The organism is Mucilaginibacter sabulilitoris (assembly GCF_034262375.1).
Classification (GTDB): Bacteria; Bacteroidota; Bacteroidia; order Sphingobacteriales; family Sphingobacteriaceae; genus Mucilaginibacter; species Mucilaginibacter sabulilitoris.
In genome coordinates this window covers 5745850-5771719 of record NZ_CP139558.1, presented here as the reverse complement: position 1 = coordinate 5771719, position 25870 = coordinate 5745850, and the positions used below count along the sequence as shown (strand labels likewise).

At 38.1% G+C, this 25870-nt stretch carries 23 protein-coding genes; 20 read left to right on the top strand and 3 right to left on the bottom strand.

Annotated elements, in window-relative coordinates; all coding sequences use genetic code 11:
* The first annotated feature begins 46 nt into the window (after window positions 1-46).
* The 12 genes from SNE25_RS24505 (at window position 47) to SNE25_RS24450 (ending at window position 13343) form a co-directional block, all read left to right on the top strand.
* Window positions 47-1465, top strand: a complete 1419-nt coding sequence (locus SNE25_RS24505) for an ATP-binding protein (RefSeq protein WP_321561655.1) — start codon at window positions 47-49, stop codon at window positions 1463-1465.
* On the top strand, window positions 1452-4100 hold the full coding sequence (locus SNE25_RS24500) for a Z1 domain-containing protein (RefSeq protein WP_321561654.1): 2649 nt from the start codon (window positions 1452-1454) through the stop codon (window positions 4098-4100). Before SNE25_RS24505 ends, SNE25_RS24500 begins: the two co-directional genes overlap by 14 nt.
* Complete coding sequence (locus SNE25_RS24495) at window positions 4093-5037, top strand: PD-(D/E)XK motif protein (protein ID WP_321561653.1); 945 nt, start codon at window positions 4093-4095, stop codon at window positions 5035-5037. Before SNE25_RS24500 ends, SNE25_RS24495 begins: the two co-directional genes overlap by 8 nt.
* A gap of 5 nt (window positions 5038-5042) precedes the next feature.
* Window positions 5043-7085 (top strand): AIPR family protein, encoded by a 2043-nt coding sequence (locus tag SNE25_RS24490; protein WP_321561652.1) that lies wholly within the window; start codon window positions 5043-5045, stop codon window positions 7083-7085.
* A gap of 132 nt (window positions 7086-7217) precedes the next feature.
* The gene (locus SNE25_RS24485; RefSeq protein WP_321561651.1) at window positions 7218-8279 is read left to right on the top strand and encodes a DNA cytosine methyltransferase; all 1062 of its coding nucleotides are present in this window, start codon (window positions 7218-7220) and stop codon (window positions 8277-8279) included.
* Between the two features lie 51 nt (window positions 8280-8330).
* Window positions 8331-9167, top strand: coding sequence for an HNH endonuclease (locus SNE25_RS24480; RefSeq protein ID WP_321561650.1), 837 nt, complete (start codon window positions 8331-8333; stop codon window positions 9165-9167).
* A gap of 205 nt (window positions 9168-9372) precedes the next feature.
* The gene (locus tag SNE25_RS24475; protein WP_321561649.1) at window positions 9373-10089 is read left to right on the top strand and encodes a hypothetical protein; all 717 of its coding nucleotides are present in this window, start codon (window positions 9373-9375) and stop codon (window positions 10087-10089) included.
* 414 nt (window positions 10090-10503) lie between these two features.
* Window positions 10504-11097 carry a hypothetical protein gene (locus SNE25_RS24470; RefSeq protein ID WP_321561648.1) on the top strand — a complete coding sequence of 198 codons (594 nt, stop codon included), beginning with the start codon at window positions 10504-10506 and terminating at the stop codon, window positions 11095-11097.
* 242 nt (window positions 11098-11339) lie between these two features.
* The gene (locus SNE25_RS24465; protein WP_321566242.1) at window positions 11340-11606 is read left to right on the top strand and encodes a helix-turn-helix domain-containing protein; all 267 of its coding nucleotides are present in this window, start codon (window positions 11340-11342) and stop codon (window positions 11604-11606) included.
* On the top strand, window positions 11603-11908 hold the full coding sequence (locus SNE25_RS24460) for a hypothetical protein (protein ID WP_321561647.1): 306 nt from the start codon (window positions 11603-11605) through the stop codon (window positions 11906-11908). The genes SNE25_RS24465 and SNE25_RS24460 overlap by 4 nt, the downstream gene beginning before the upstream one ends.
* Window positions 11909-12241: 333 nt before the next feature.
* Window positions 12242-12727, top strand: a complete 486-nt coding sequence (locus tag SNE25_RS24455; RefSeq protein ID WP_321561646.1) for a BfmA/BtgA family mobilization protein — start codon at window positions 12242-12244, stop codon at window positions 12725-12727.
* Complete coding sequence (locus tag SNE25_RS24450; protein WP_321561645.1) at window positions 12714-13343, top strand: transposase; 630 nt, start codon at window positions 12714-12716, stop codon at window positions 13341-13343. Before SNE25_RS24455 ends, SNE25_RS24450 begins: the two co-directional genes overlap by 14 nt.
* Before the next feature lie 194 nt (window positions 13344-13537).
* Here the strand turns inward: SNE25_RS24450 and SNE25_RS24445 are convergent, their stop codons facing one another.
* Both SNE25_RS24445 and SNE25_RS24440 read right to left on the bottom strand, forming a co-directional pair.
* On the bottom strand, window positions 13538-14494 hold the full coding sequence (locus SNE25_RS24445; RefSeq protein ID WP_321561644.1) for an NAD-dependent epimerase/dehydratase family protein: 957 nt from the start codon (window positions 14492-14494) through the stop codon (window positions 13538-13540).
* 195 nt (window positions 14495-14689) lie between these two features.
* Entirely contained in the window at window positions 14690-15100 is a 411-nt protein-coding gene (locus tag SNE25_RS24440; protein ID WP_321561643.1) for a helix-turn-helix transcriptional regulator, read from the bottom strand.
* A gap of 191 nt (window positions 15101-15291) precedes the next feature.
* On the opposite strand from SNE25_RS24440, the gene SNE25_RS24435 reads away from it, so the two are divergent.
* The 3 genes from SNE25_RS24435 to SNE25_RS24425 all read left to right on the top strand — a co-directional run bounded on the left by SNE25_RS24435 (window position 15292) and on the right by SNE25_RS24425 (window position 17204).
* Window positions 15292-15636 carry a hypothetical protein gene (locus tag SNE25_RS24435; protein WP_321561642.1) on the top strand — a complete coding sequence of 115 codons (345 nt, stop codon included), beginning with the start codon at window positions 15292-15294 and terminating at the stop codon, window positions 15634-15636.
* 551 nt (window positions 15637-16187) lie between these two features.
* On the top strand, window positions 16188-17006 hold the full coding sequence (locus tag SNE25_RS24430; protein WP_321561641.1) for a type IV toxin-antitoxin system AbiEi family antitoxin domain-containing protein: 819 nt from the start codon (window positions 16188-16190) through the stop codon (window positions 17004-17006).
* Entirely contained in the window at window positions 17007-17204 is a 198-nt protein-coding gene (locus SNE25_RS24425; RefSeq protein WP_321561640.1) for a nucleotidyl transferase AbiEii/AbiGii toxin family protein, read from the top strand.
* Window positions 17205-17320: 116 nt separating this feature from the next.
* Here SNE25_RS24425 and SNE25_RS24420 read toward each other — a convergent pair whose 3' ends face one another.
* Window positions 17321-18004 carry a hypothetical protein gene (locus tag SNE25_RS24420; protein ID WP_321561639.1) on the bottom strand — a complete coding sequence of 228 codons (684 nt, stop codon included), beginning with the start codon at window positions 18002-18004 and terminating at the stop codon, window positions 17321-17323.
* 369 nt (window positions 18005-18373) lie between these two features.
* Between SNE25_RS24420 and SNE25_RS24415 the strand changes: the two genes are divergently transcribed.
* The 5 genes from SNE25_RS24415 (at window position 18374) to SNE25_RS24395 (ending at window position 25846) form a co-directional block, all read left to right on the top strand.
* Window positions 18374-18829, top strand: a complete 456-nt coding sequence (locus SNE25_RS24415; protein ID WP_321561638.1) for a hypothetical protein — start codon at window positions 18374-18376, stop codon at window positions 18827-18829.
* 4 nt (window positions 18830-18833) lie between these two features.
* Entirely contained in the window at window positions 18834-19295 is a 462-nt protein-coding gene (locus SNE25_RS24410; RefSeq protein ID WP_321561637.1) for a hypothetical protein, read from the top strand.
* A 650-nt stretch (window positions 19296-19945) separates the two neighbouring features.
* Window positions 19946-20341, top strand: a complete 396-nt coding sequence (locus tag SNE25_RS24405; RefSeq protein ID WP_321561636.1) for a hypothetical protein — start codon at window positions 19946-19948, stop codon at window positions 20339-20341.
* 357 nt (window positions 20342-20698) lie between these two features.
* On the top strand, window positions 20699-21142 hold the full coding sequence (locus SNE25_RS24400) for a hypothetical protein (protein ID WP_321561635.1): 444 nt from the start codon (window positions 20699-20701) through the stop codon (window positions 21140-21142).
* A gap of 846 nt (window positions 21143-21988) precedes the next feature.
* Window positions 21989-25846, top strand: coding sequence for an RHS repeat domain-containing protein (locus SNE25_RS24395; protein ID WP_321561634.1), 3858 nt, complete (start codon window positions 21989-21991; stop codon window positions 25844-25846).
* Window positions 25847-25870 lie beyond the last annotated feature (24 nt).

Here is a 25870-nt window from a genome sequence, read left to right as displayed (position 1 = left end):
AATTTAACTTCACAGTTCCTGCGAGACCTGACACCTTATTATCAATATGTTAAAAACTGAACTGGTCAATCCGAATGTCGGAAACTTTATTGAATCTATTAGAGATATTGGCTACTCATTTGAAGTTGCTGTTGCCGATTTAATTGACAACAGTCTAACTGCTGGCTGCAATGATCTGCAGATTACCATGGTGCCACAGCCTGAATTAGTCTTCGCTATGGTAGATAATGGTTCTGGAATGTCCGAAAACGAAGTGGTTGAGGCCATGAGACTTGCTTCGAGAAATCCCAAAGAAATTCGAAATAAAAATGATCTGGGGCGTTTTGGACTTGGCTTAAAGACGGCATCTTTTTCTCAATGCAGGAGGCTGACAGTTATTTCAAAAAAAGAAAACACCCTCTCCTGCCGCCAATGGGATTTAGATTACATTTCTGAAAAAAACGAATGGCTGCTTATAACTCCAGAAGAAATCGCACATCTCCCGCTATATAATGAACTAAATATTCTAAAAAGCGGGACCCTTATATGCTGGCAGCAGATTGATCGATGCGACAAAAACAACCTTACTAATATAATTGATCAGGTAAGAAAACACCTGGCCTTGGTGTTTCATCGTTTTCTTGAAGGGGCAGATCAAAAAACAGTTAAAATAAAAATCAATAATAACCCGGTACTTCCATTTAATCCTTTTAATCTTAATCATCCGGCTACACAGCAGCTGCAACTGGAGAAAATTAAAATCTATTCGTCAGATGTGAATGTGCAGCCATTCATACTGCCTCATCATTCGAAACTTTCTCAGAAGGAATATGAGTATTATGCCACGGAAGAAGGTTATATTAAATCCCAGGGATTCTATTTGTACAGAGGGAACAGGATATTAATCTACGGTACCTGGTGGGGTCTTCATAAAATTGTAGATGCACATAAACTGGTTAGAATTAAAATTGATATCCCCAATGACATGGATGCACTTTGGGGTATAGATATCAAGAAATCAATTGCACGGCCTGCGGATGCCATAAAAACTGACCTTCGCAGAATTATAAGCAGAGTAACGGACATTGGATCCAAACCTTTTACAGGAAGAGGTCGTAAAATCGAAGATAAAACAGTGATCCAGTTTTGGGAAATTCTACCGCTGAATGACGACTTTCGTTTCTCTATCAACCAGGATCATCCTTTATTTACGGATCTCGAATCTGAATTATCCAGTGTTGCATCTCAAAAACTGCAGATTTACTTAAAAGGCCTGCAAGCTTACCTGCCAATTGATGCTATTCAGTTTAAACTGCAGAACAGCCCTCATCAAATCAAACAGCAAACTGCGCTTTCTGAATCTGACATTGAAGCGTTAACTGAAAGACTATTAGCATCGGGATTGCAGCAATCTTATATTGATGAATTACTAAAGACAGAAATTTACATAAACCGAAAATACCTTATCAGCAATGCAGACAAATAGTTACCAGGCCGTAAAACAGTTTATATACAACAAGCTGAATGATACGCCCAGCCCGCTTGGGAAATCAATTATATCCCAGGAAATTGAAAATTTCAAAAATGTTATTGCCTCCGTCCCTAAAGAAATCCTCATCAGTATTCTTTCGGTACAAGATTATGAAAACTTATCCATCGATGACTGGCACAGGATGACAAGAGAATTTGAGATTCATTTTGATGTAGAGATGAGGCATGGAATTTTAATCCAGGGCGATGAACAGCAAAAAAGAGATACCCTGTGGTGGACTTCAATTCAAAAGCAGTTAACCGATAATTACTATTGGGAAAGACTGCGCAATTACCTGCTGAGGTCATTACCTCCTGAGGTGGTCAAAACTATTGACACGGATACTGATCTCGTGATGAATAACCTCGAAAATCCTACGAAAAGCGATTTCAATCGTTATGGGATGGTAGTCGGACACGTACAGTCTGGAAAAACCGGGAATTACTCTTCATTGATCTGCAAAGCCGCCGATGCTGGATATAAGTTCATTGTCGTTATTGCGGGCGGCATAAATAATCTGAGAGATCAGACTCAAGAGCGGCTGAATGAATCATTCATCGGTCAGCACAAGGGATCTCAGGTTGGTGCAGGAATTGGAAACACTCGAAGGGAGTCGATGCCGTATAGTCTGACAACGGTAGAAAGAGATTTTAATAAGCAGGATGCTGACCGCCTGGCTCACGGTATTAACTTTGATACGGTTAGTGTTCCCATATTATTGGTTATTAAGAAAAATACAAGTACGTTAAAGAACGTAATTGACTGGCTTGAAATGCAGTACAAGGGAAACGATATAGATCATGCGATGCTTGTTATTGATGATGAGTCCGATTATGCGTCAATTAATACAAAAGAGAAAGAGGATCCGACTGCCATAAATTTAAGACTAAGGAAACTGCTTAGTTTGTTTAAAAAATCTGCGTATGTCGCCTATACTGCTACACCCTATGCTAATATATTCATAGATCATCAAGCCTCTCATACAGATGTTGGAAACGATTTATTTCCACAAGATTTCATCTACGCTTTAGACGCTCCTTCAAATTATTTCGGCGCCCGTAAGATTTTTATCGATTCTGAAGAACAGCATCTTATTCCCATCGAGGATAATGAATTTAGTATTCCTTATGATCACAAGAAAGACTTTAAGTTGGAGGAGCTTCCCGGCAGCCTGCTTGATGCTATTCGCCTTTTTGTTTTGAATATAGGTATTCGACGATTAAGAGGTCAGGGCAATAAACACAACAGTATGCTGATTCATGCGACGAGATTTACAGATGTACATAAAAATCTTGCTACGCTGACTGAAGAATATCTGAAAGAAAAAATAAAAAAGGATGTTGTTTCGTATTCAAAGCTTTTCGATGCATTAGATCAAAGTGAAACAATTCGTGACCTTAAAACATCATTTGACATGCATCTTTCAGAAATTGAATTTTCATGGGACCAGTTACTCGCCGAGCTTCCAGCTTATATAGAAACGGTTGTTGTCAGAGAAGTTCACTTAAAAAAAACGATTCCTCTCGAATATCGGAAAGATACCGTTACCAACGCAATTGTAATCGGCGGTGCAAGTCTTGCCAGAGGGTTTACCGTCGAAGGACTGAGTATCAGCTATTTTTTGAGAAATACGGTATTTTATGATACTTTAATGCAGATGGGGCGGTGGTTTGGTTACCGGCCCGGGTATGAAGATATATGCAAAATATTTATGCCGCAGGACCGAATAAGGGACTTTGCTGAAATAATTCGGGCAACTGAAGATCTGATTTCTGATTTTAAACTGATGGCAGAGCATAAGAAAACACCCAATGATTTTGGCCTGTACTTGGTAGAAAACCCTGACAGCGCCCTGCAGATAACTGCCAGAAACAAGCAGAAAAATGTCCAGGAGTTTTACTACAGTATGCAGCTGGATGGCTCCTTAAAAGAAACGAGTTATTTACGTGCAGAAGCTGAAAGCATTGATCATAATATAAATGCAATCAAAGATTTACTTGTTTTACTGCCCCAGCCTTCAACTGATGAAAAAACTATAGTCTGGAAAAACATAAATAAAAGTTTAGTTAAAAAGTTCATAAAGGAATTCAAAACGGTGGATAAAGATAAACTAGGGCTTACTTCTCGTATGCCCATTGCCTTTATTTTGAAATACCTCGACGAGCGCACGACAGACTGGGATATTGCCCTTTACAGTGGAAATGGGGATGATTTTGTATTTAATGATATTGGTATTAAAAAACAGTACAGAAGGATTAAACTTAATAAAGGCGCATACGAAGTTTTGAATAGGCAGGTGTCTTCAGGAACATCAGAGTCTATTACAATTGAAGATGACGAAACTAGAAAAGCATTGAAAAATGATCGTAAGGCTGCAAGGGCGGCGCGGGTGCGGCCATTACTAATGCTCCACATCCTCCAGGTTGAGGATAAAGATGATCCGAATTACAGAGATGAATTAGCAGCATTCGGCATTAGCTTTTCCGGGGATGCTCTCACGAAAGAAAAACCCGCTAAGCTTTTAATTAATACAGTGTATTTTAAAAATTTAACAGACAGTTTAAAATTAGAAAGCGAAAGCGATGACTAAAGCTGCAGAGAATCCATGGCTACACATGAAACCTGATACTTCTCGAAGGATCGATATCGAAACAGCTCATGATTTTTTTTGGGTAACAGACAGTAAAAACAGGTATGGCCTGCTTATTAAATTCGGGTTTCCCTTGACGGATATAGAAATTGCCGAAAATATCAAAGGGATTTCAGTAATTCCAGTTTCAGACGATGAATCAGGCAAACTGTATTTTATCCTGACTAATAACGGCGATTGGGAAATATTTCTTTCTGTCTGTACCAACCTAGTATTTATGGCCAGTAAGTGTGCAAATGAAATCAGTATGATTCCAGTAATTAATCTTAGGATTAAAAGGTGGCAGAAATTTCTACGTGAAAATAATACGACAGCCATGACAGAAATTCTTCAGATGGGTTTGCTTACCGAACTCTATTTTATAGTTTATTCATTGATACCTGAATTCGGGTATCAAGAATCTATTTTAAGCTGGGTGGGTCCCGACTCTGATAAAAAAGACTTTTCTCTGCCGGAATTCTTTGTTGAAGTCAAATCGTTTATTGCCAGTAAGGGAAGAATAATAAAGATTTCCTCATTGCAGCAGCTTGATTGCGAAATAAAACCACTATATCTGTCAGTTTATGGCTTGACACATACAAACCATGGCATCTCAATTTTGGACATGATCGATGCAGTTAATGCCCTAATCCCGGAAGAGGATTACGAAACCCGAGATATTTTTGAGGCTAAACTTTCGGCATATGGGTACATGCAGAGCGTAACCGAACCCCCATTTTTTACGTATTCATTTGATTTAAGTAAGTCATATCTCGTATCAGATGATTTTCCTAAAATATTATCGAGCGGTGTCGACAGCAGAATCCTGACTGCTCAGTATTCTATTGATTTAGCGAAATGTGTCACGAATGAAGTACCCTTACCATTTAATACCTGATCACAATGGCATCAATTGAAGAATTCCATGAAGACTTTTTACAGTCAATTCTGAGTGACGCGGAAAGCCGGGCACTTTTAAAGGCTCAGTCGTTCTTTGAAATTGTCTGTGAAGACCTTGTCAGCGTAGGTGATCTGACCAATAATTACTCACCTGCTGAATATATAAAAAAAGGTATTGAGGCCTACGGTTATGATTATGATGATGAAAGGAAAATACTTACAATATTAAATCACCAGTTTTTCCAAGACAATATAATTCAGACTTTGACAAAGGGACAGATAGAGACAAAATTTAACCGCCTTAAGACTTTTTATAAAAAATCCACTGAGGGGTTATACAAAGAAATGGAAGAAACGTCAGAAGCTTACTCTATGGCGTATAACATTTATAAATACGTCGAAAAAAAGCAACTCCATAAAGTAAGATTCATGGTGCTTACTGACGGAAAAGCTACCAGGAATTTAATGGAGCTTCCTTCAGAGACCGACAAGGATATACAATTTGAGTTTCGTGTTGTAGACATCGAGTATCTGCATAACATTTATCAATCCGAAAGTAAAGCGGCAGTTTCTGATATAGAAGTGAACTTGCCATGTTTGAAAATAAATGACGAAAACAATAGCTATCAGTCATATTTGACCGTTATCAACGGAGATCTGCTGGTCAGCATCTATGAAGATCACGGGCAAAAGCTGTTTGAACAAAACGTGCGTACCTTCCTTCAGTTCAAAGGCAATGTCAATAAAGGTTTAAAAAATACAATTGAATACAAACCGGAAATGTTCTTTGCATATAACAACGGGATTACGGCAACTGCGGAATCAGTCGAAGTCGGAAGTGACGGTCATTTAAAAAAAATAAAGAATTTTCAGATCGTTAATGGCGGGCAGACAACTTCTGCTATTTATGCAGCAAGGATGACTTCAAATCTCGATGTTTCTCAAGTAGCAGTTCAGATGAAATTATCTGTGGTTAAAAAAACAGAAAACCAGGATGACTTTATTTCAAAAGTGGCTGAATATGCTAATACGCAGAATAAAATAAATAATTCTGATTTTTTCTCCAATAGCCCTTTTCATAAGGACATGAAGGATTACTCGAATAGAATTTATGCCCCAGCCATCGGCGGCTCTCAAAAGCGAACTCATTGGTTTTATGAACGGGTAAGAGGGGAATACCTCAACAGTCAGGCATATTTGAAACCGGCTGAAAAAGGAAGATTTATTAATGAGAATCCGAAACAGCAGGTAGTCGATAAAACGCTGCTTTCAAAAACAGAAGTAATGTGGCGCAGGCGACCGGATATCGTGTCCAAAGGTGCACAGGAAAGTTTCAAAAAATTCGCTGATGAAATTACAGAGACTCTTGAAAAGGATAATCTGGCTATTACGGAAACATATTTTAAGGATGCAATCTGCCGCGTAATTTTATTTAGGGCTGTTGAAAAAATCATCTCCGCTGCCCCCTGGTACGATGGTGGGTTCAGAGCCCAGACTGTTGCTTATACTGTTTCCTATCTTTCTGCGCTAACTCTGGAATCTGGTCTTCATCTGAATTTCGACCTGATTTGGGAAACACAGGAAATTCCGCAAAGTCTTATAGAAATGTTAAAACTAATTTCCGAACAGGTATATCAAAAAATTACCCGTCCTGCTGCTGGATATGCAAACATCACCCAATGGACTAAAAATTCGATGTGCTGGACAAGCGTTCAGGAAATTGATCTTGACTTTCCCGATTTAGATCCGCGTTTATTTATAGACAGAGCGGAAAAAAACTATCAGATAAAAGAAAGCAAAGGAATAAAAGTTGTTGATAAAGGAATAGATGCACAAGTCTTCGTTTTGAAAGTGACTTATGAGGATTGGAATAAGCTTTATGACTATTACCGAAATTATAAAGGGATTAAAAACTTAAGTTCTATGCAGCTCGGGGTCTTAGAAAAGATGGCTTCAGGTAAAATCGACTTGCCATCTGAAAAACAATCAAAAATACTTTATCAGGTTTATTCCAGTGCAAAATCAGAAGGAGTTAATGTAAACTAAATTTTTTAGCAATTGCATGAGGTTAATTCGGCATAAAAGTATTATATTTTGTATTTTCACCAACGTTTTTAGTTTGGTGGGGGATTTTTGTTATAAATTTTTTAATCAACTCAAAATCAACAACTTATCATTTTGAAAACTATAAAAAAAATAGGAATAGATATTTTCAGCGGAGCAGGCGGTCTGAGTTTAGGAGCTGAAAACGCAGGTATAAAAATAGGTCTTGCAGTCGAAAAGGATGTTTCAGCGGCAAAAACCTTCAGTCGCAATCACCCTGGAGTTAATATTCTATGCGAAGATATTACGCAGATAGATCCGCTATTACATATAAAACAACCTCCATTTATTGTTTTCGGAGGCCCCCCCTGTCAGGGATTTTCTCTTTCTAATACGAAAACAAGGACATCAGAGAATATTAATAATAAACTTTTTAATGAGTTTGTCAGATTTGTAAAAGAATTGCAGCCAGAATGGTTTTTATTTGAAAATGTAGAGGGGATTACAACCTTTAACAAGGGCGAAACAGTCAGAATTATAAAGGAATGCTTTCGCGAAATTGGTTATGAAACAACTGAAGATGTATTATATGCATCAGATTATGGCGTGCCGCAACATCGTAACAGATTTATAATGGTCGGTAACCGCTTAGGCAAGTCTTTTGAATTCCCAAAAAAAGCCGAATACACAGTAAGCGTTGAAGAAGCTATTTCTGACCTTCCCGATCTTTCAAATGGAGATAAATTTTCAGAACTCCCATATAAAAAAAGCATTGAGGAGGTTGGTATATATGCCAAGACCATGAGATCTAATTCAGAAACAGCACAGCAAAATCTGGTTTCCAAAAATGAAGATTACGTTGTCGAACGATATAAACACATAAAACAAGGTCAGAATTGGAGAGCTATCCCAGAGGAATTAATGACAAATTATGCGAATTTAGAAAACTGCCATAGTGGTATATATAAAAGGCTTGACTCCGCTATTCCCTCGGTTGTTATATCAAATTACAGAAAAAACATGCTAATTCATCCTTTTCAGGACAGAGGATTATCAGTTCGTGAGGCAGCTCGCCTTCAAAGTTTTCCCGATAATTTTGTTTTTGAAGGTACGTTGATGCATGTTCAGCAACAGATAGGAAATGCGGTTCCTCCACTGTTAGCGGAGGCCATTTTTAAAAAAATATTGACTTATTGAACAGATAACTCATAACCCTTGTTTTACGGTTGTTTAACCTAGCCTGTATCAATGAGTAAAATTGATTTTAGTGAAATTGAAATTGGGCAGGTCTATGGGAGGCCATACCTGGCAAAAGTTTGGGGATACAAAACGCATTTTCCTCTTAGTAGGGGTGTAGTTACACCGTCTTACTCCGATCAAATAATTCTCTTTGTTACCAAAGAAAATCAGGTCTCGGCTACCAAATATAACAATTATATAAACGACGGTTATTTGTATTGGGAAGGTGAAGAAAAAGGGGGAAATGATTCCAGGATAATAGCAGCAGAGCAAAATAAAGATACTATACATTTATTTTACAGACATAAACATCACACAGAATTTTTCTATCTAGGAATCGTCAAACCCGTAAGTTTTGTTAAAAATGAGGACAAGCCCTCCACATTCATTTATCAAATAATCGGCAACCCTGCTTTTACTACTTCGACTGATGAAATTCAGCCAAATATCATCAGTGAACGAGAAACGGAGAGAAGGTCACTAGCACTTAGCAGAATTGGACAAGGCGCATTCCGCATCCATTTAATAAAACTATGGGGCACCTGTGCGATCACAAACGTAAATATCCCTGAAATTCTCAAAGCATCTCATATAAAGCCATGGAGGTCTTCTACTAATATTGAGCGTTTAGATCCGTATAATGGATTACTACTGTCACCCACAATAGATGCTCTTTTTGATAGGGGATTTATATCTTTCGAAGATGATGGTTACATTATTATATCGAAGCAACTGCGCAAAGAACAGGAGCTACTGAATATCGGACCTCATATAAAACTAAGAAATGTTTTTGAGAGTAGTTTAAAATACTTACAGCATCATAAAACTAATATCTTTATAAAGTAATAATCAAGACAAGAAAGGTATCTTTTCAATGTAGACGCGCTCCTATACCTTTAAAGTCCACATACATATTAGTCAATAAATTTATTTAGCATAGATCCATATCAAATTTATAGATTTGATATGGAAATTATTGTTAATCATATGCAGAATTTATTGGACAATAACGGTACAGCTAACCTTAATCACTAAAAATTATTCTAAGAAAATGGTTCCTTTAGTATTTAAAAATGATGAGAAATTTGATGCACTAAGCTTCTATGAATACTTGTTAACTATATGCGAAAAGCATAAGGATGAATCAAGGGCGTTAGCATTTGCATTTTTGATATACGATTTTAAAGATCATACGGTAAATAAGATTCTAAAAGATAAGTCCTATTGGAACGCTTTAGATGCCATTTCAGGGAAGTTCCTGAGCATATTCTATATTGATTCTGCAGATCGCTATTATAAAAAAAGGCATCAGGAAATTTATCGGGAAAGAATTAAGGAACAAAATAGCAGATCCGGAGAAGGAGCGATATCTTTTTTTGTACCAATTGTACTTAAACCTACCCCCATCGAACGTGCCGGTCCCTTCTTGAAAGATAGTTTCGTTATAGATAAGGCTGTCAAGACTCCACTTGTTTTATTTTTTCAGACAAATAATAATGCTATAACAGACTCCTTCATCGTTGAGCTAAAAGAGGAAAAATTGGAAGATGCCTTTATTGAATTAAAAGATTTAATTAAGGAAGCAGCAGCAGCATTATCGGGCGTTGAAGAAAAATATTTAGGTAATGATCGCGAAATTTTCAATCTGCTTAAAGAGGGTGTCAAATCCAAATCGTTCCTGCGTGTTTTCAATAAGAAAAAAGATGCAGTCCTCAAAATCGGATCAATTTTAAGTTTATTAAAATTATTGGCGGGGATTTTTTCTTAACCAAATCTGCTGGTACAATACTTTTAAGGATGTAAGCTCCTTAATCCTGCCAAAGGAATTACCTGCGTAAGATAAAGCATAACCAGAATGCGTATTAATGTTTATTAAAATATCTGTTATTTAACTGCTGGTCATTTTTCTTATTCCACTTGTTTTTTAATATCCAAATACATTTCTTTAAAATCCTTTATTAGATATACCCAAACTACAAATTGAATTTTATGTTCATCATAAAATATGAATATGATGAATACCAAGGGATATTTCAAGTTTAAAAGCCGCTTCCGGGTCTTTGCCCATCGCTACGACATTGGCAGGCTGTTTTTCCGTAGCAGGCGATTATAAGGCAACTTCTTTTTATTGAAGATTTATGAGATTAATGATTCAGATTATAAACCATTTTACGATTATCAATTGGCGTTTTATTTAAAATCAAACCCAGACGATGAAGAGAATTTCTTCAATTATGTATACGACATAGTTACAAATCGGATCAAGCATTTTAAACGGCTTGATCCTTTCTCCGAAAAATATGCTTCAGGTTTGGTTTATATCCCTAAACTCGAGACTTTCGTAGCTTTTCTGAAAACTATTGACCAATGGCATAAAACGCAGGCGATAGAATCGGTCATCAGTGACAAAAATAAGCTGATCGATCAGTTACAGAAACGAATTATAGAACTGGAAAGCCAATTAAAAGAAGCTACAAAGTACGATACGATTGAAAAGATTGTTATCGACAAAAGCGGGTTACCGGTTTTCATTCATTTACTTAAGCAGTTCCAAAGACTGACCTTGCCTAACGACAATAAGCTGACCCGCTCCCAAACACAAAGCCCCTGGTATAAGATGATCGCTAAGTATTTCCAGCATGGAGAAAACAATATACCAATTGGCACTGCCCAGAATTATTTCCCATCTCAGAAAGATACAGATTTTACTAAATATCTGAACATTGACGAAAAAGACAAGCTTTTCGAGATAGTTCCTATCCCAAAAAAGAAGTAATCCTTGATTCATTCGTGACCAAACGCCTCCAATGGTCATTCACTTTCCTGTTTTAGCCTTCACTTTTGAATCATAGTATTCAGCGGCTAGTATTTGATCTTTCCGCTGAACCGGTTCAATTAGGAAAGGAGGTCGAACGCATCAAGTACATTTTATTTATCCATACTAGAGATTTTATATCTCTGCAAATTGAACTATTTGCGGAGTTAGCTAACACAGAAAATAACAAAAGGAATTAGATGATGACAGCAATTGAATTAATTACAAAAGAAGAACTGAGAGAGTTTAAAAACGAAATGCTCGGCGAGATTAAAAAGCTGATGCAGCCTGGACAGGGCAGCACTAAGAAATGGCTGAGGAGTGCCGAGGTTAGAAAACTACTGGGCATTTCCCCGGGGACGTTGCAGAATCTACGGATCAATGGTACATTGAGTTTTACCAGGATAGGCAGCATCATGTATTACAAGTTGGAGGATATTAACAAGCTGCTGGAAAGGGGCTTGAGATGAGACAAACCATTTCCAATACAGAGCTCGCCGGTTACGGCAAGCTCCTGCGTCGTATGAGCCGGGACGAGCGGCTGATAGCAACACATATCAGCCTGTTTTCCGCTTTATTTATCCAGTGGCAACGGAATGGCTTTGTCAGCCCATTTGCGGTTACCCGCAGGGACCTGATGGCGTTCAGCAGGATTGCTTCGATTGCGACCTACCATAAATGCATCCGGGAACTGGATGAATACGGTTATATCCGTTACCAGCCATCTTATCATCCAAAACTCGGCAGCCAGGTTTACTGGCCTGCCGGTTAAGAAGTATAACCCGATACTTTATTTCCATAAATCCAGTACAGCTTTTAGCTTTATCGGATTTGATTTGCATCGCAAATCAGGTATGAAGCGCACAGGTCGCTCCGCGAGTCAAGGGAGCAAGGAGCAAGGAGCAAGAAAGCAAGCGGAAGTCGGGCAGAGCCCTACTTTGCTTGCCCTACGCTTCGCTACGGGGGGTTTACGTATCCTCCGGGGATACTTAAGGGCGTTTACGCCTATGAAATAAAAAAAAACAGGATACTTGGCGGTATCCTGCATATAGGAATAATGACATAATCGTACAGACAGCTATGCCGTCAATATGAAAGGAATAACATGGAAGATATCAATATCAGATCGGTGAGATACCCGGTTACGGTAGATCAGAAGTTTGAAAAGATTGCCCTTAAACTGGGCAGGACGAAGCGGCAGGTGTTTATCCAGATGATCGATTACTTTTATAAAAGCAAGAAAGATCCGTTGGACCTGAATGATGAATTATTAAAAAACACCCTGATGAAAAATCACCAACAGTATATCGGTTTTATCAGAAGCCAGGAGAACATGCTGCTTATTCCGATCAAAACAGAAATGGACAGGGTGTCGCTATCACAAGCGAGGATCATCGAAAGTTTTAATACACAAATCCTAAAAGCCAATGCAGACCTGCTGAATAATCAATATGCCCTGGCACAAAAGTTAACCTGTATAGATGCGCTGATGGATACGATCTCGAAAAGCCAAAAAAACAAAGAACACCTGAAAAAGCAATTCCTGTTCATTCTGGACAGTTACATCAAATCCAGGGATGCTAAAAGATAAGAAAGATTTACTTATAAAAGCATTGGACGGAACACTTGAAAATCATCATCACATACAACTACAGATGCTTTTAGATGATTATGACCACATACAAAAGCAGGTGAATTTTTTAAATAATGCTATCTCTGAAATTATAAAAGAACATTATGCAGAAGCATTTCAATGCCTTGATAGTATAAGCGGAATAGGTGTAAAATCTGCTGAAATAATAATCAGTGAAGCCGGTAAAGACATGAGCCGGTTTCCTACTGGCGGTCATTTTACCGCATGGTGTGGCATTGCTCCTGGAAATAATGAAAGTGCCGGCAAGTGGAAAAACACCGCAATCAGGAAAGGGAACAATTATTTAAGAGTAGCCATAGTCGGTGCTGCCTGGGCTGCGGTACGGATGAAGAACTCATATTGGCATGCCTTATTTGAAAAGTTGCGAAAGCGAATGAAAGCGCAAAAAGCAATTGAGGCTGTCGCGCGACGATTGCTTAAGGTTGTTTACAAAACCGTGGATACATTGACAATTTATCAAGAAAAAGGTATAGCTCACTTTGTGGATCTTCAAGCGAAAGCCAATTTGTATTATAACACAAAATCGGCGTGGCCAAATCTCCACGCCGAATAATGAAATCAAAAGGACGGAAAAGGTAATAGAAGAAATAGTCTGAAACCTAAGCTGCCAAACCTATTAATAGCACCCAGGCTTGTCGTCAAAGGACGCAGAGGAAACTTATTATATTTTGAAGGTTTTCAGATCTGACGAAGATGTTAATATAAAATCTTTTTATTTTCAGACTTCGTTCTGCTGAACATATATTTCTATTTCTCAAGCCAATTATTTTTTGATAAAAAGGTAACACTTTCAAAAACCGTTTCTAATAACGTATGTCTCGGACAGTAATTAATTAGGCGTTTTCCTTTTTCGATACTGAAATGACCACTGCGGACAATGTGTAAATACGTTTTTTCTATATGCTCTTTGTCTTTCGTGTAATCACACCATTCATTCCAAGGTAGAAAATCAATATTTTCTTCATGGCCAAACCAACGGTATAATGCCTGTGCATAGCCTAAAAGCGTTATTGATTGCGACCCTACGGCGTGAAAACTTTCTCCCAAAGCGGAATTGCGATGGCTAATGGCTTGGAAGAAAACTTGTGCAACATCATCAGCGTGGACATGATGAAGTGTCTCCATTCCGAAATTTGGAATCGCAATTTTTTCGCCTCGCTGAATTTTTTTGAAAACACTAACATCCAGGTTACCGACAGGATTAATGATGACCCATCCTGCGCCTGATATTTGCCCTGGCATAATAACTGTTTCTGGAAAACCTTCTTTGCGATATAAGTCGTGCAGAAATGCCTCGCTCTTAGCTTTGTCTATGCCATATTCATCTAACGGAAACCTAGGCTGATCTTCCAATATGGGCAGAGTGGTTGACTTTCCGTGCGCCCAGATCGATGAGCAGTAAAGAAAATGCGAAAGGTTTGTGTTTTTTAATGCCTCGACCATATTTTTCGTGTCAGCAAGCGAAAAGTTGATCAGATCAATTACAATGTCAGCATTGATCGCTGCAATTTTTCTTTCAAATTCACCATTAGGCTCATTGTCTCTATTAAGAACAATATTTTCAACTTCGCGCCATAAATTATCTTCTTTGTACGGCTTGCTTTGACCACGGGATATATTTAAAACTTTATGTCCTGCATGAACTAATTTGGGAATCAGATAGCTTCCAATGTGACCACTTCCGCCTATTAAAACAATCTTCATTATTCTTACTTCTTTGGAGTTTGATAGATAACATAAAGTTAAACATGATGACCAAAAGAGGCAATCCTTTTCGGGGGTTAATCTTAAAAGAAATAAGGTTCCCTATCTTTTTTAGAGGAACCTTATCACAATTGGACAAAAGAATTGTCCTTTTTTGATGATGGCAATTTAATATTTTTTTGACACTTCTTATTGTTATTTGCCTTTCAGCAGTTCGTTTTTCTCCTTTTCAGCCTGTAATAATCTTTCAAGTAATTCAACTTTTTCGTTGTAAAGTTCAACTATTTTTTCAATCGGATTAAAGGTGCATCCATAGTTCATCATAGCACCAGTCGAATTATCGTAATTATTTTGGATATTATTGATTGCTTTTTCTTCATCAAAGTTTTTTATTGCTTCCGCTGGAACACCAAGTACTTTAGCCACTTGCTGAAGTACATCCTCTTCTATTATCTCTTTTTGTTCCAGTAGTGACACTTTCTTTTGATTCCAATCTTCTCCCAATGCTATTGCAAGGGCTTCTTGTTTCCAGGAAAGCATTTCTCTGAAACGTTTCAGATTGTGCCCTTGGTGTATTTGATTTGGTCTATCGGTAGCGGTACTCATAGGTAGTATTTATCGTTGTCTCAAAATTAATAAAAATAATAAAAAGCCGGACTCCATCTAATATAGAAATAATAGCCGGTAAAATATGCTTTTTGAGGTATCGGATAGAAAGTCACAGAATAGTTTAGAATTTTTTGACGTGCCAAATTTGTTTTGCCAGCTGATGGAGGCCGGTGAAAAAGAAGAGCATCATGAATAACGGAACTTATGCCCCCTGGGAACATTACCCCAAGACGCTTCGCCATTACGAAGTAGAAAATCCAATGGCTGTAGTAGTCGATTTTTTTAGTGCTGATTCCGTAAAAGGCCACGGCAAGCGGTTAAAGGAATGGCGTTATTACGTGGTTAACGATGAGCATTATGATGACAAGCGTCATGGCCCCGGCATATTGCTTTTCATTTATGACCTCAACTTGAGGATTTTGGAAGCGATGTACCTGCTGTTATGTGGTTACCAGAACTTCGCTTACCAGCGGGAAAAGATTACAGAAGCCCAATTGGAGGAAGAAAAAGGAACTCTGGGAATACTATCCTAAAAACCTGTCCCTGAAAGAACAGATCGAATCGTATAAAGCGGTCAAGAAAGTGTTTCAGAAAATTAAACCGCAGGAATACAGGGATCAATTGCATGAATGGGCACACTTAGCGCTTTATAATCATGCAGATATAGAGGCTTTATATGCAGGAGAGGTTGTTAATGTTTACGAAAACTTGATTAAGCTTTATTGAAAGCCGAATTACTCCAACACTTAGAAATGCTTCAAAAGCGGCAAGCTATGTTTAGGGCATTAGCTATCTGCTCACGGCTTTTTGGCTCCCATATTGGTCATTGTCCGTTGAAGGCTATCCTATTGAAAGTTATCTATTGAATAGATGGATCACATGTAATTGAAGGTCTTTTAATCGGTAGTCAGTATTGGTTTTTAATCCTTTAAAACGACTTTACAACACCAAATAATAGAATGACCTTTTTTAAATGTAAGTTTCATAGTCGATTTATTACCTGAAAACTCACTTTTGTACTACAAAAATAACTTAATATTATATCTTATAGTATTTTTATTACCTTTGAAGTAATATTTCAACTATGAAACATAAAACACTAGGACCTCAGTCTGCAACACTTCTGGCAAAATTGAACGGAGAGGGAACTAACGCGTTTACAACCCTAGATGCGATCAATATGATGGCAACTTCGCCCAATACTGTTGTAAAGCTGTTAAGTGATATGACTGACAGAGGTTTGATCATGCGACTGAAATCAGGCCGGTATTATGTCATTCCTTATGATCAGGAAGCTGAGTCCTTTCTGCCCGATTGGCATTTGGTTGGCGCACAGCTGGCAGGTGACGCCAAATACTATATTGGTTATTACTCGGCTATGCAATTGCACAGCCTGATCACGCAGCCTTCGTTGAGTGAGCAGATTGTTGTTGATCGTCAATTGAGGCCGTCAATTATGGAGGTAAAAGGAGTTAAATTCCAATTTATCTACCATAACCACCAGCATTTTTTTGGCAGTAAAAAGATATGGATCAACGGACAGGACCGTGTATTGTGCTCTGACCTGGAGAAAACCTTTATCGATGTTTTATTTATGCCTGAATATGGCGGCGGCATCACAGAGATTGCTAAGGCAATTTACAAGACCCGCGACAAAATTAATTATACCCAGCTATTAAAATATGCTGAGCGGTTTGGTAGTAAAGCAGTATTCAAAAGGCTGGGCTATTTATTGGAGTTATTAGAAATCGACACACCCATTATTGACAGCCTGCGGCAAATAAAAGTATCTGGTTATCCTTTGCTGGATCCTTCCAGGCCCAAAGAGGGACGGCTGATTTCCCGCTGGAATATTCAGGAAAACATCGATCATCAATCCATACTTTCACCTATCTATACCTAAATGATATCACCAAAAGAAATTAATAAACGGGCGACCGAGGCTAAAGTAAATACGCCGCAGATTGAAAAAGATTATGTGCTAACCTGGGTACTCATCGGCGTTTCGAAGAACGAAAAGTTAAGAAACGGCCTGGTTTTTAAAGGCGGAACTGTACTCAAAAAATGCTATTTTGAAGATTATCGTAAGGTAATAGAATAAATAAAGAGTCTGAAACCTAAGCTGCCAAAACTGTAGATAGCACCCAGGTTTGTTCCATGAGAACGCAGAGGAAACTTATTTTTTAAAATTCACTTAAATAGCAGCTGATGTACAGCTTATTTCTTCATGTTAATTTCAGACATTCGAATTACTTTATAATTAACGCCTAATCGTTCTGCATTTTGTTCTACAGTTAGCTCAAAGCCAGCTTTTTTCCTGAGCTCGTTTACGTGTAAAGGATCCTTGATAGGCCAAATTATATAACTGTTAATACTGCCGTTTAAGGTAATAGACGCTGCTTGGCTACCGTAAATTAGCTCTTTATTGTTATCCATTAAAAAACGATCTTCCATCATTGCGTATAAATGGAACGGTAATTCAGTTCTTTTAGCAGCTATAGCGATAGTTTTTATGTATTCCTCGATTCTTGAGGAGTGTTGAATGACGTAATAGGCACCTTCATTGCTAGGTGTCCCTACAAGAGACTTACCGGGATAACCATATCTTTTAATTACTGCCGAGATATAAACAATATTGGCAGAGTCAATTGTGTGTTGTTTCTTCCAAAGCGTCTGATTTAAAAGTTTTTTTTGTACATTATACTTTTTAGACAGGTATTCTTCATTCCCAGGACTCATAAGTAAAACAATATCCTCTCTATATTTTTGATCCAGCACCATAATGCTATCCAATTTTCGCTTAAGTGTGAGATTTATAGCACTTTGGGCTTCAGCAATTGATTTCGTGAGACAAAGTATTATCAAAAAAAAAGCAATTTTCGCAATATGGTTATCATTCATCGCTGCAATTTATTGAATACCCCTAATATTAGTATAGGAATAAATTATATGGGGTTATTTTTTATCACAATTGGACAAAAGAATTGTCCTTTTTTGATGATGGCAATTTAATATTTTTTTGACACTGCTTATTGTTATTTACCTTTCAGCAGTTCGTTTTTCTCCTGTTCGGCTTTTAAGAGACGCTCATAAAGTTTTTTGTTCTCTTCGAAAAGCTCTATAAGCTTTTCTATAGGATTAAAGTTGAACGTACTATAACTACTTTGGGCACCTTGATTATTCGATCCCTCGTAATTATTTTGAATATTATAGAGGTTTCATGTAGAGACTTCTCAGCCGCATTATGGTGACGGATCTCAGATGACTCAAATGATAGATAAGATAACTTATAACTCAGTCCGACAGAACTATGAGAGTCTTTTGAGAGTAGGTGATTATAATAAATATACTGGCTATACAAAGGGTAGGGGGACAGCCGAATCCACATATATAGAATTCGATGTTGCTTTAGCATTAGCAACTGACGGTGCAAGCATTGCGGCAAAAAAAGCTGAAGTATTAACAGCAGAAGAGATATTAGTACATGGCAATTCATTGAAGAGTTTGAGGCCAACCTGGGGGTACAAACTATATACAGAAGAAGGGGAGTTTTTAAAGAATGGAATTACTTCTAAATTAGTACCGGAAACAAGATACACAAAATCATTTATGATGGATAAGAAAATGGTAGATCCAATATTATTTCCAAATAGAGCCGCAGCAGATGAATGGGAATTTCAACAAAATCAAATTAAGCGGGGGCCATTAAGCTTAAATATCCATTAGAACGATGGAAGATAAAGATAAATTTTTAGGGTGTTATGTTTCCTATCCTTCACTTGTTTACGGAGCGAGCGAGGAAGAAAAAAAAATGGCAAGAGATCAAGGCGATCTATTTAGCACTTATGTATGGGATAAAAATGGCATTAGTGATACTTTGCAAAAGTTGAGAAATGAAACCTATGGAAAAGACTTGGCTATAATTTTATTTCAGTTTTATGTGAAGCCAATACCATATTTACTTCAGAATTTAAAAGAAATTGAGAACTATAGAAAAAACGAAAAATCCATAGGAATACCGATAATTGTGACGGATGAAAACTTCTTCAATAAATCAGAATTGGATCGGCGTGCTTTTTTAAAACAAGCAATTTTAACCAAATTGGAGCTTTTAGCAGAGGTAGTTAAAAAGAAGAAACTTGATACTAATATTGCATTATTGAAGGCGGACGTCGCGAAAATGTTAATGTAAGATAAAACCTAGAGAACTTGCCAAATTGAAATTTATCTGAAAAAGGTAATACTCTAACTGATTTGAATCTAAGAGGTTTAATTATCGATACAATAGAGGGTAGGCACATTGGACAAGTAGTGGAAGTTACATCATCTTTAGATATATTAGAGGTGATTTTAGAAGTTTCTCATAATCACAAAATTAAAAGTGATATACAAGCGTTGTTAGTTTCTGTAGGATTTAACGATTTTGCCATACGAAAAATCCCAAAATATATGTAAAATCGTTGTAGCACAATACGATGGTATTGTGCATAAAAATATTACAGACCGCTATTTTAATATCTGTGGCTTCATGATTGATAATCGTTTTTAGGCTCCTATCATTATTAATGTAAGTTGAGATGTCTCAAAAAATTATTAAAAGCGGGGCATTTCCCTTAAGCATTTTGGCACCAAAGCAGTAGGAAATACTGAATGGTTTGTCGTAATCTGCTTCAGATTCTTCCGGAGTGGCAAGATCCTTTGGGACCATGGACTAGTCAAGTCATTCCGGTAGGAACGTTTGTAAAAGTGGGCCTCGTAGGGCCTCAAGCTGGTTTGGGACCAGGTACATGGCCACAATTATACACGCCTACACCTGTTCCGTTAAAATAACAATATATAAAAATGCGATATACAATAATTTCAGGATTAGTTTTTTCGATCACTAATGATCGCCAAGTTGTGAATATGGGAGGTCCTGTAATTGGAACTTTAAGCTTTAACGATAAGAAAATCTCAGATGATTGTATCGTTGATAATCTAGTATTAGATCAATTGAGGAAAAGATTGTTTTTTATAAAAAATCATTCTACTTCAAAATGGAGAAGTGGTATATACTTTACAATTGCGTTTTATGAATTGGAAGGTGGCGAAATCAGCGAATTTGCAAGGCACTTTGATATTTTATACCTAAAAAAATTTATTAACGAAACACAATTAGAAATATTTAATGCTTTACATGATAAAAATTTGGATCGCAGAGCCATTTTTGATGTTGAAAATGAGTCTAAAGTAACTTAACAACGGTTGTTTTTTTTACGCCCGAACCTAAAAAATGGCACTATAGAGTAGGGCAGGGACATTTACAGTATACCATTAGCACGGATTCCTTTCCGCCAATTTGCTTTTTTTTCCTAAATCCCTGAAATTAAAAACAAGGAGCTTATGCCGAGAAAGGTCCGGTAGCTGGTTTAAATAATTTACATACCTCGGACACAACAACAGTTCTTGGTGGTAAAACTGGTCGATAAATTGCTGAATAGTTAAGAATCAATCCTTTGCTGGGAATTTATCAAAATGGAGTGAAAGTGCTCGAAAATGTGCGCAACCCCATCGTACTTTCGCGACAATATTTATTACCTAAAATCCCATAAATTTATGAGCAACAACATCGAATTCGAAAAAGGAATGTATGGAACAAAAGCTGTAATAAGAACAGGATGGCAAGCTTCATTTTTAAAACTACTATTGGATAACGAAGTAACGGAATTAGAATTGAATGACGGAAAGGGCTGGTATGGTGACAATGTGAATTTTCTTCAATATCTTACTAATCTGAAATCATTAATTATTATCGATTTACGTATCCGATCAATAGAAGCTGTTCATTATTTGCATGAGTTATTAAATATTCAAATATCAACCTATTGTAAAACGCCAATAAATTTCAATGCCTTTCCCAAACTTATTAATTGTGGTTTTGAATGGAGAAAAGGGTCTGATTCATTATTTGAATGCAAAACCCTATGCAGTCTTGGAATAAATAAATTAAACATGAAAAGTAGTACTGATTTTTCCAATTTAATTAATTTGGAAAATTAACGGTATTAAATTCAAATTTAGAAAGTATGGAAGGAATATTCCTTTTGAAAAAATTAAAATATGTTAGCGTCGGAAATTTAAAAAAGCTAACCTCGCTTCGAGGTATAGAAGCGTTACAGTCCCTGGAAAGTTTAGAAATACAAAAATGTAAGGGCATAAGTAGTATAGACAGTGTGTTTAAATTGCATAAGCTCAAACAGTTTTTGTTATTGGATTCAGGCAGATTTTATCATATTCTCCTGCTCCCCAATACGTTTTGCCGCTATAAAATTCATATCGTCTGCGAATATGTTCAAACCTGTTATCTTCATTTCCGTGGATCAGAATCAGTCTATGCTACGGGCTTAAGTTCATAATTCCGGTTAAAGAAAATCAGGGCAAAATAGTTCTCCCGCGGTTGCTTGTGAGGCATTCCATCAAACATTCTATCGATTTTTTTTGTGAGGCAACGTTTCTGTTTCACAAGTAGGCGTTCAGAATTGTTATATTCTACATTTGAAAATATTATTAGAAACTATTTGTTTGGAATAATAATTATATATATTTGAAAAACCTAATTTAAACCTGCTCATGAACCTATTACAACTAACTTCCTTCGCCCAACAAGTCTTCCTGGAATTTAACAATAATTGCTGCCAAGTTAGTCATACTGAATGCCATCGCATTTAGAGGAAATACCCGGATCAATTCATCCGTATAAATAGCGCACATCTTCTCTTTTTAACAAATTGATGCTAAGCTGTTTACATCGACTACATAATTCAGGAGAGCTTTAAATTGGCTAAAGGCCAAATTGAAAATAATAAACCAACCCCACAAACCTTATCCCAGCGCACTATAATAAGTATGAAAATAAGAGTATGCCGCGCAATTGCGGTTTTAATGTTATCGATAGCAAGCGAGGCTGTAAACGGGCAACAATCAATACCCAATCAAATCCCTCTAAATTACGCCGACATAACCGGCAAAGAATTGTTGACGTCTCCGACGACTACCGCTTTTACTCAATATGGCAAAGTGCCGGTAAGCTTGTTTACGGGCGCGGCAGATATCAGTATTCCTTTGTATGATATAAAGGTGGATGACTTTGATATGCCGGTAAGTTTGTCCTATTCCTCAACCGGGATACAGCCGAATTCACATGCCAGTTGGGTTGGAACCGGTTGGAACCTTATGGCAGGAGCAACAATTACCCGGAAGGTAAACGGCAGCATAGATGAATTTATCGCACCATATGACTATGCAGATAATGTTTCAACAATTCATGCCGGCGATCACCTGGGATGGTATTTTTCCTCTATTGAACATACGAATCCAACAAATAACAGCGCCTGGACAACCAACATCGGCAACGGTGCCTTTTATCCCGGAATGCTCTATATTGATGGAAAGTCGCTGATAAGAGATTATGCGGCCGATGAATTTGACTTTAACATTTTCGGATTGAGCGGCGCTTTTTTTATGGGCGAGGATGGGAACTGGAAAGTAAGATCGAAAGATGGCAAAACCATTAAAATCGAGGAAATATATGATAGATACGTTTTTAAACCATTTCCTTCAGCAACCGGTGTTACCGGCGTCGGGACGTTTATCGGATTTAAAATAACTACAGGTGACGGGACGCAATATTATTTCGGAGACTATAAAAAGGTAGGTTCCGAGGATAACGTTGCGACCAACACGGCCATTGAATTTAACCGGGCCGGGCTATTTTTTTCAATATTTAATAACAATGTAGTTGCTACCGCCTGGCATATCCGTAAAATCACCCTTCCCAATAAAAAAGAGATCATCTTTGATTATTTTCGGGATGGCAATCAATATATTTATTCACCGTCAGGTAATTCGGAACAGTACAATGTAACCTATTCCGTCCCCTGGGGGATCGGTTCGGTTCAGAATGCCTTTTATCAGGAGCCTATCGATGCGAATGTTAATATTATCGACCCGGTGTACCTTCGGAGTATTAGCTTCCCACAGGGAAAACTGGTCCTTAATTCAGAGCCAACGTTTGAGCCCGACAATCTGGAATCAACTTTTTCATCCTTTAATTACTTTACCACATCAAGTTCCGCGGGCGCCAGGATAGCACATGATATTTATGGCGCCTACCCTGAAATTACACCACCAAACGGAAGTCAGCTCTCTGCCATGGGTAACGGAAGAGCTGCGCCTTCCAACTGGTACAAATTGAACAGCATTGAATTGCAGGATTATAACGGTAAAAAACTCAAAGAAGCAAAATTTACCTATAATCAACCGCAGCTTCCAAGTAATACCCGCTATTTTCTGCAGTCCGTTCAGGCTTTCGGTTATTATAATAATCCGGGCGGTATCTCAATGCCTCCCTATACATTTCAATATAATTCGACTGTCCTACCGAAATATTGCTCTATCAATGTAGACCATTGGGGATATTATACAGGACTAAGAAGTTTCCCGACGATTGCTCCGGGTAGCCCGAACAGCGTCAGCGATTATAACGCCTTTCGTACGCCGGATGCAACCTTTGTGAAGGCCGGCATATTAACACAAATCAATTATCCAACCGGTGGGTATACCATGTTTGAATACCAGCCGAATAAGTTTAAAAGCTGGGTAGGCAATTATCCGGCCGGATTAAACATATTGGGAACAGAGGCTACAGGCGGGGGGGTACGCGTCAGTAAAATAACCTCAACGGACAACGTAACCGGTAAGCCCCTTGTATTTGAATATAGTTATGTCAACGACCTCGCAACTAACGTATCAAGTGGTGTGCTGGGTTCTCCGTTACCGGAATACATTGTCAATCAGCCCAATTTAAGTTTTTACAATGCCCCCGGATATTCGGCAGTGACCATGAGCAATGTAAGTTATTGGTATTTCACTAGCAACAATAAATATCCGGTCCATAATAATGACGGGACCATCGTCACCTATACCAAAGTTATCGAACGACAATCGGCAAATGGGGTTTATAACGGAATGAAAGCAACCACATTCACCAACCATGATAATGGCTATATGGATCATACGCCGGACGCATATCTTTATATGGCGCCTACTGACGGATTGCTCTGCAATTATACTGATCGTAGTTTTGAACGGGGAAACGTTCTTACAGAATTTTATTATAACAATAATAGTCGGCCTGTTCAAAGTGTTGAAAATACCTACAATGACGATCCGGGCAGATTTAATGCATATGTTAAATCAATACTGACGTCAGCGAAAATAATTCCGAGTAACGGAAATAGAATGAATTTTTTCAGGATTTCGGCTGTCAGGAATTATACGTTTTATCCATTCTTAAAACGACGAGTAGAAACGGTATACCCTACGGAACCGCTTTCGGCTAATACCGTAACCACCACCGACTATACTTACGATCCCGGTAACAGTACCCGCAATCTGGTTCAGCAGGCCGTACAAAACAGCAGTAGCGAAAAACTGATCACCAATTATATTTATCCGAAAAATTATACGGTCGCGTCAAATACCGATGACTTCTCAAAAGGTGTTAAGAACCTTCAGGATAATTATGCAGTAAGCGTCCCTGTTGAGCTTTATAATCAACGCGTCAATACAAACGGTACCGGTTTAAGGACTATAAGCGCATCATTAAACAGCTACAACAGTACGTTGCCGCTTCCGGACCTTTCCTATGTTTCCGAAAGCATAAACCCGGTTACAAGCTTTGTCCCATCTACGATAAACACATCAGGACAACTGACTAAAGATCCATCCTATAAACCAAGGATGTCGGTTGGCAATTATGACGCCTTCGGTCATGCCCTGCAAATGCACCAAACCAATGGTACGCTGCAAGCATTTCAATGGGGATATAATAATAATTATCCGACCGTGACAGTAGCAAATGCTGCAAATTTATCTGTAAGTACAGACAATATTGTCACAGATCAAGGTACCGGTTACATCCGTTTAACCAATGGTAGTACAACTACCTATACCACGGCTTTTGACATGACCGCCACGGGTACTATCAGTATGAGCCTTGGTTTTACGGGCAACCCGGGAACCAATGGTTCTATGAAGGTAAGTGTGATTATCAGCGGGCCGTCAACTACAGGCACGACCATACCGCTTTGCGTATCAAGTCCCGGAGGCAATTGCGGCAGTTATAGTACGGCCTGGTCCAATAGTAACTTTATACCTGGCCATTACATTGTCACTGCTCAGATCTATGAAAGTCAGAACACCGGTTCTGATGTTGGTCTGGGCATATTTTACCCGGTAAGCACAACGGTAACTACCATAACCGGGACCAAAGATTTTTACTACGAAGGTTTCGAGGAAGGCGGCGGGAACAGCACGATAAATGACGCCAGAACCGGTCATTTAAGTTATACCGGAGCTTACACCAAAAACTTAAATGGGCTGTCAGTCAGGAATTACGTACTCAGCTACTGGTTGAAGAGCGGAAATAGCTGGACTTTACAAACGCAATCCCCGGTGAGTGTAACAGGGGGCAGCTATACGATTAATATTCCCAGCGGACAAATCGACGATGTACGCTTTTGCCCATCCGATGCGCAAATGACGACTTATACCTATGATCCGCTGGTGGGTATGACCAGTGCGACGGATGCGAAAGGCATAACAACCACCTACGAATATGACAGTTTTCAGCGATTGAAAAATGTAAAAGACGAGGATGGACATGTAGTAAAGCACACCGATTATCATTACGCGGGACAATAACCAAAGTAAACACCTGAACCATTA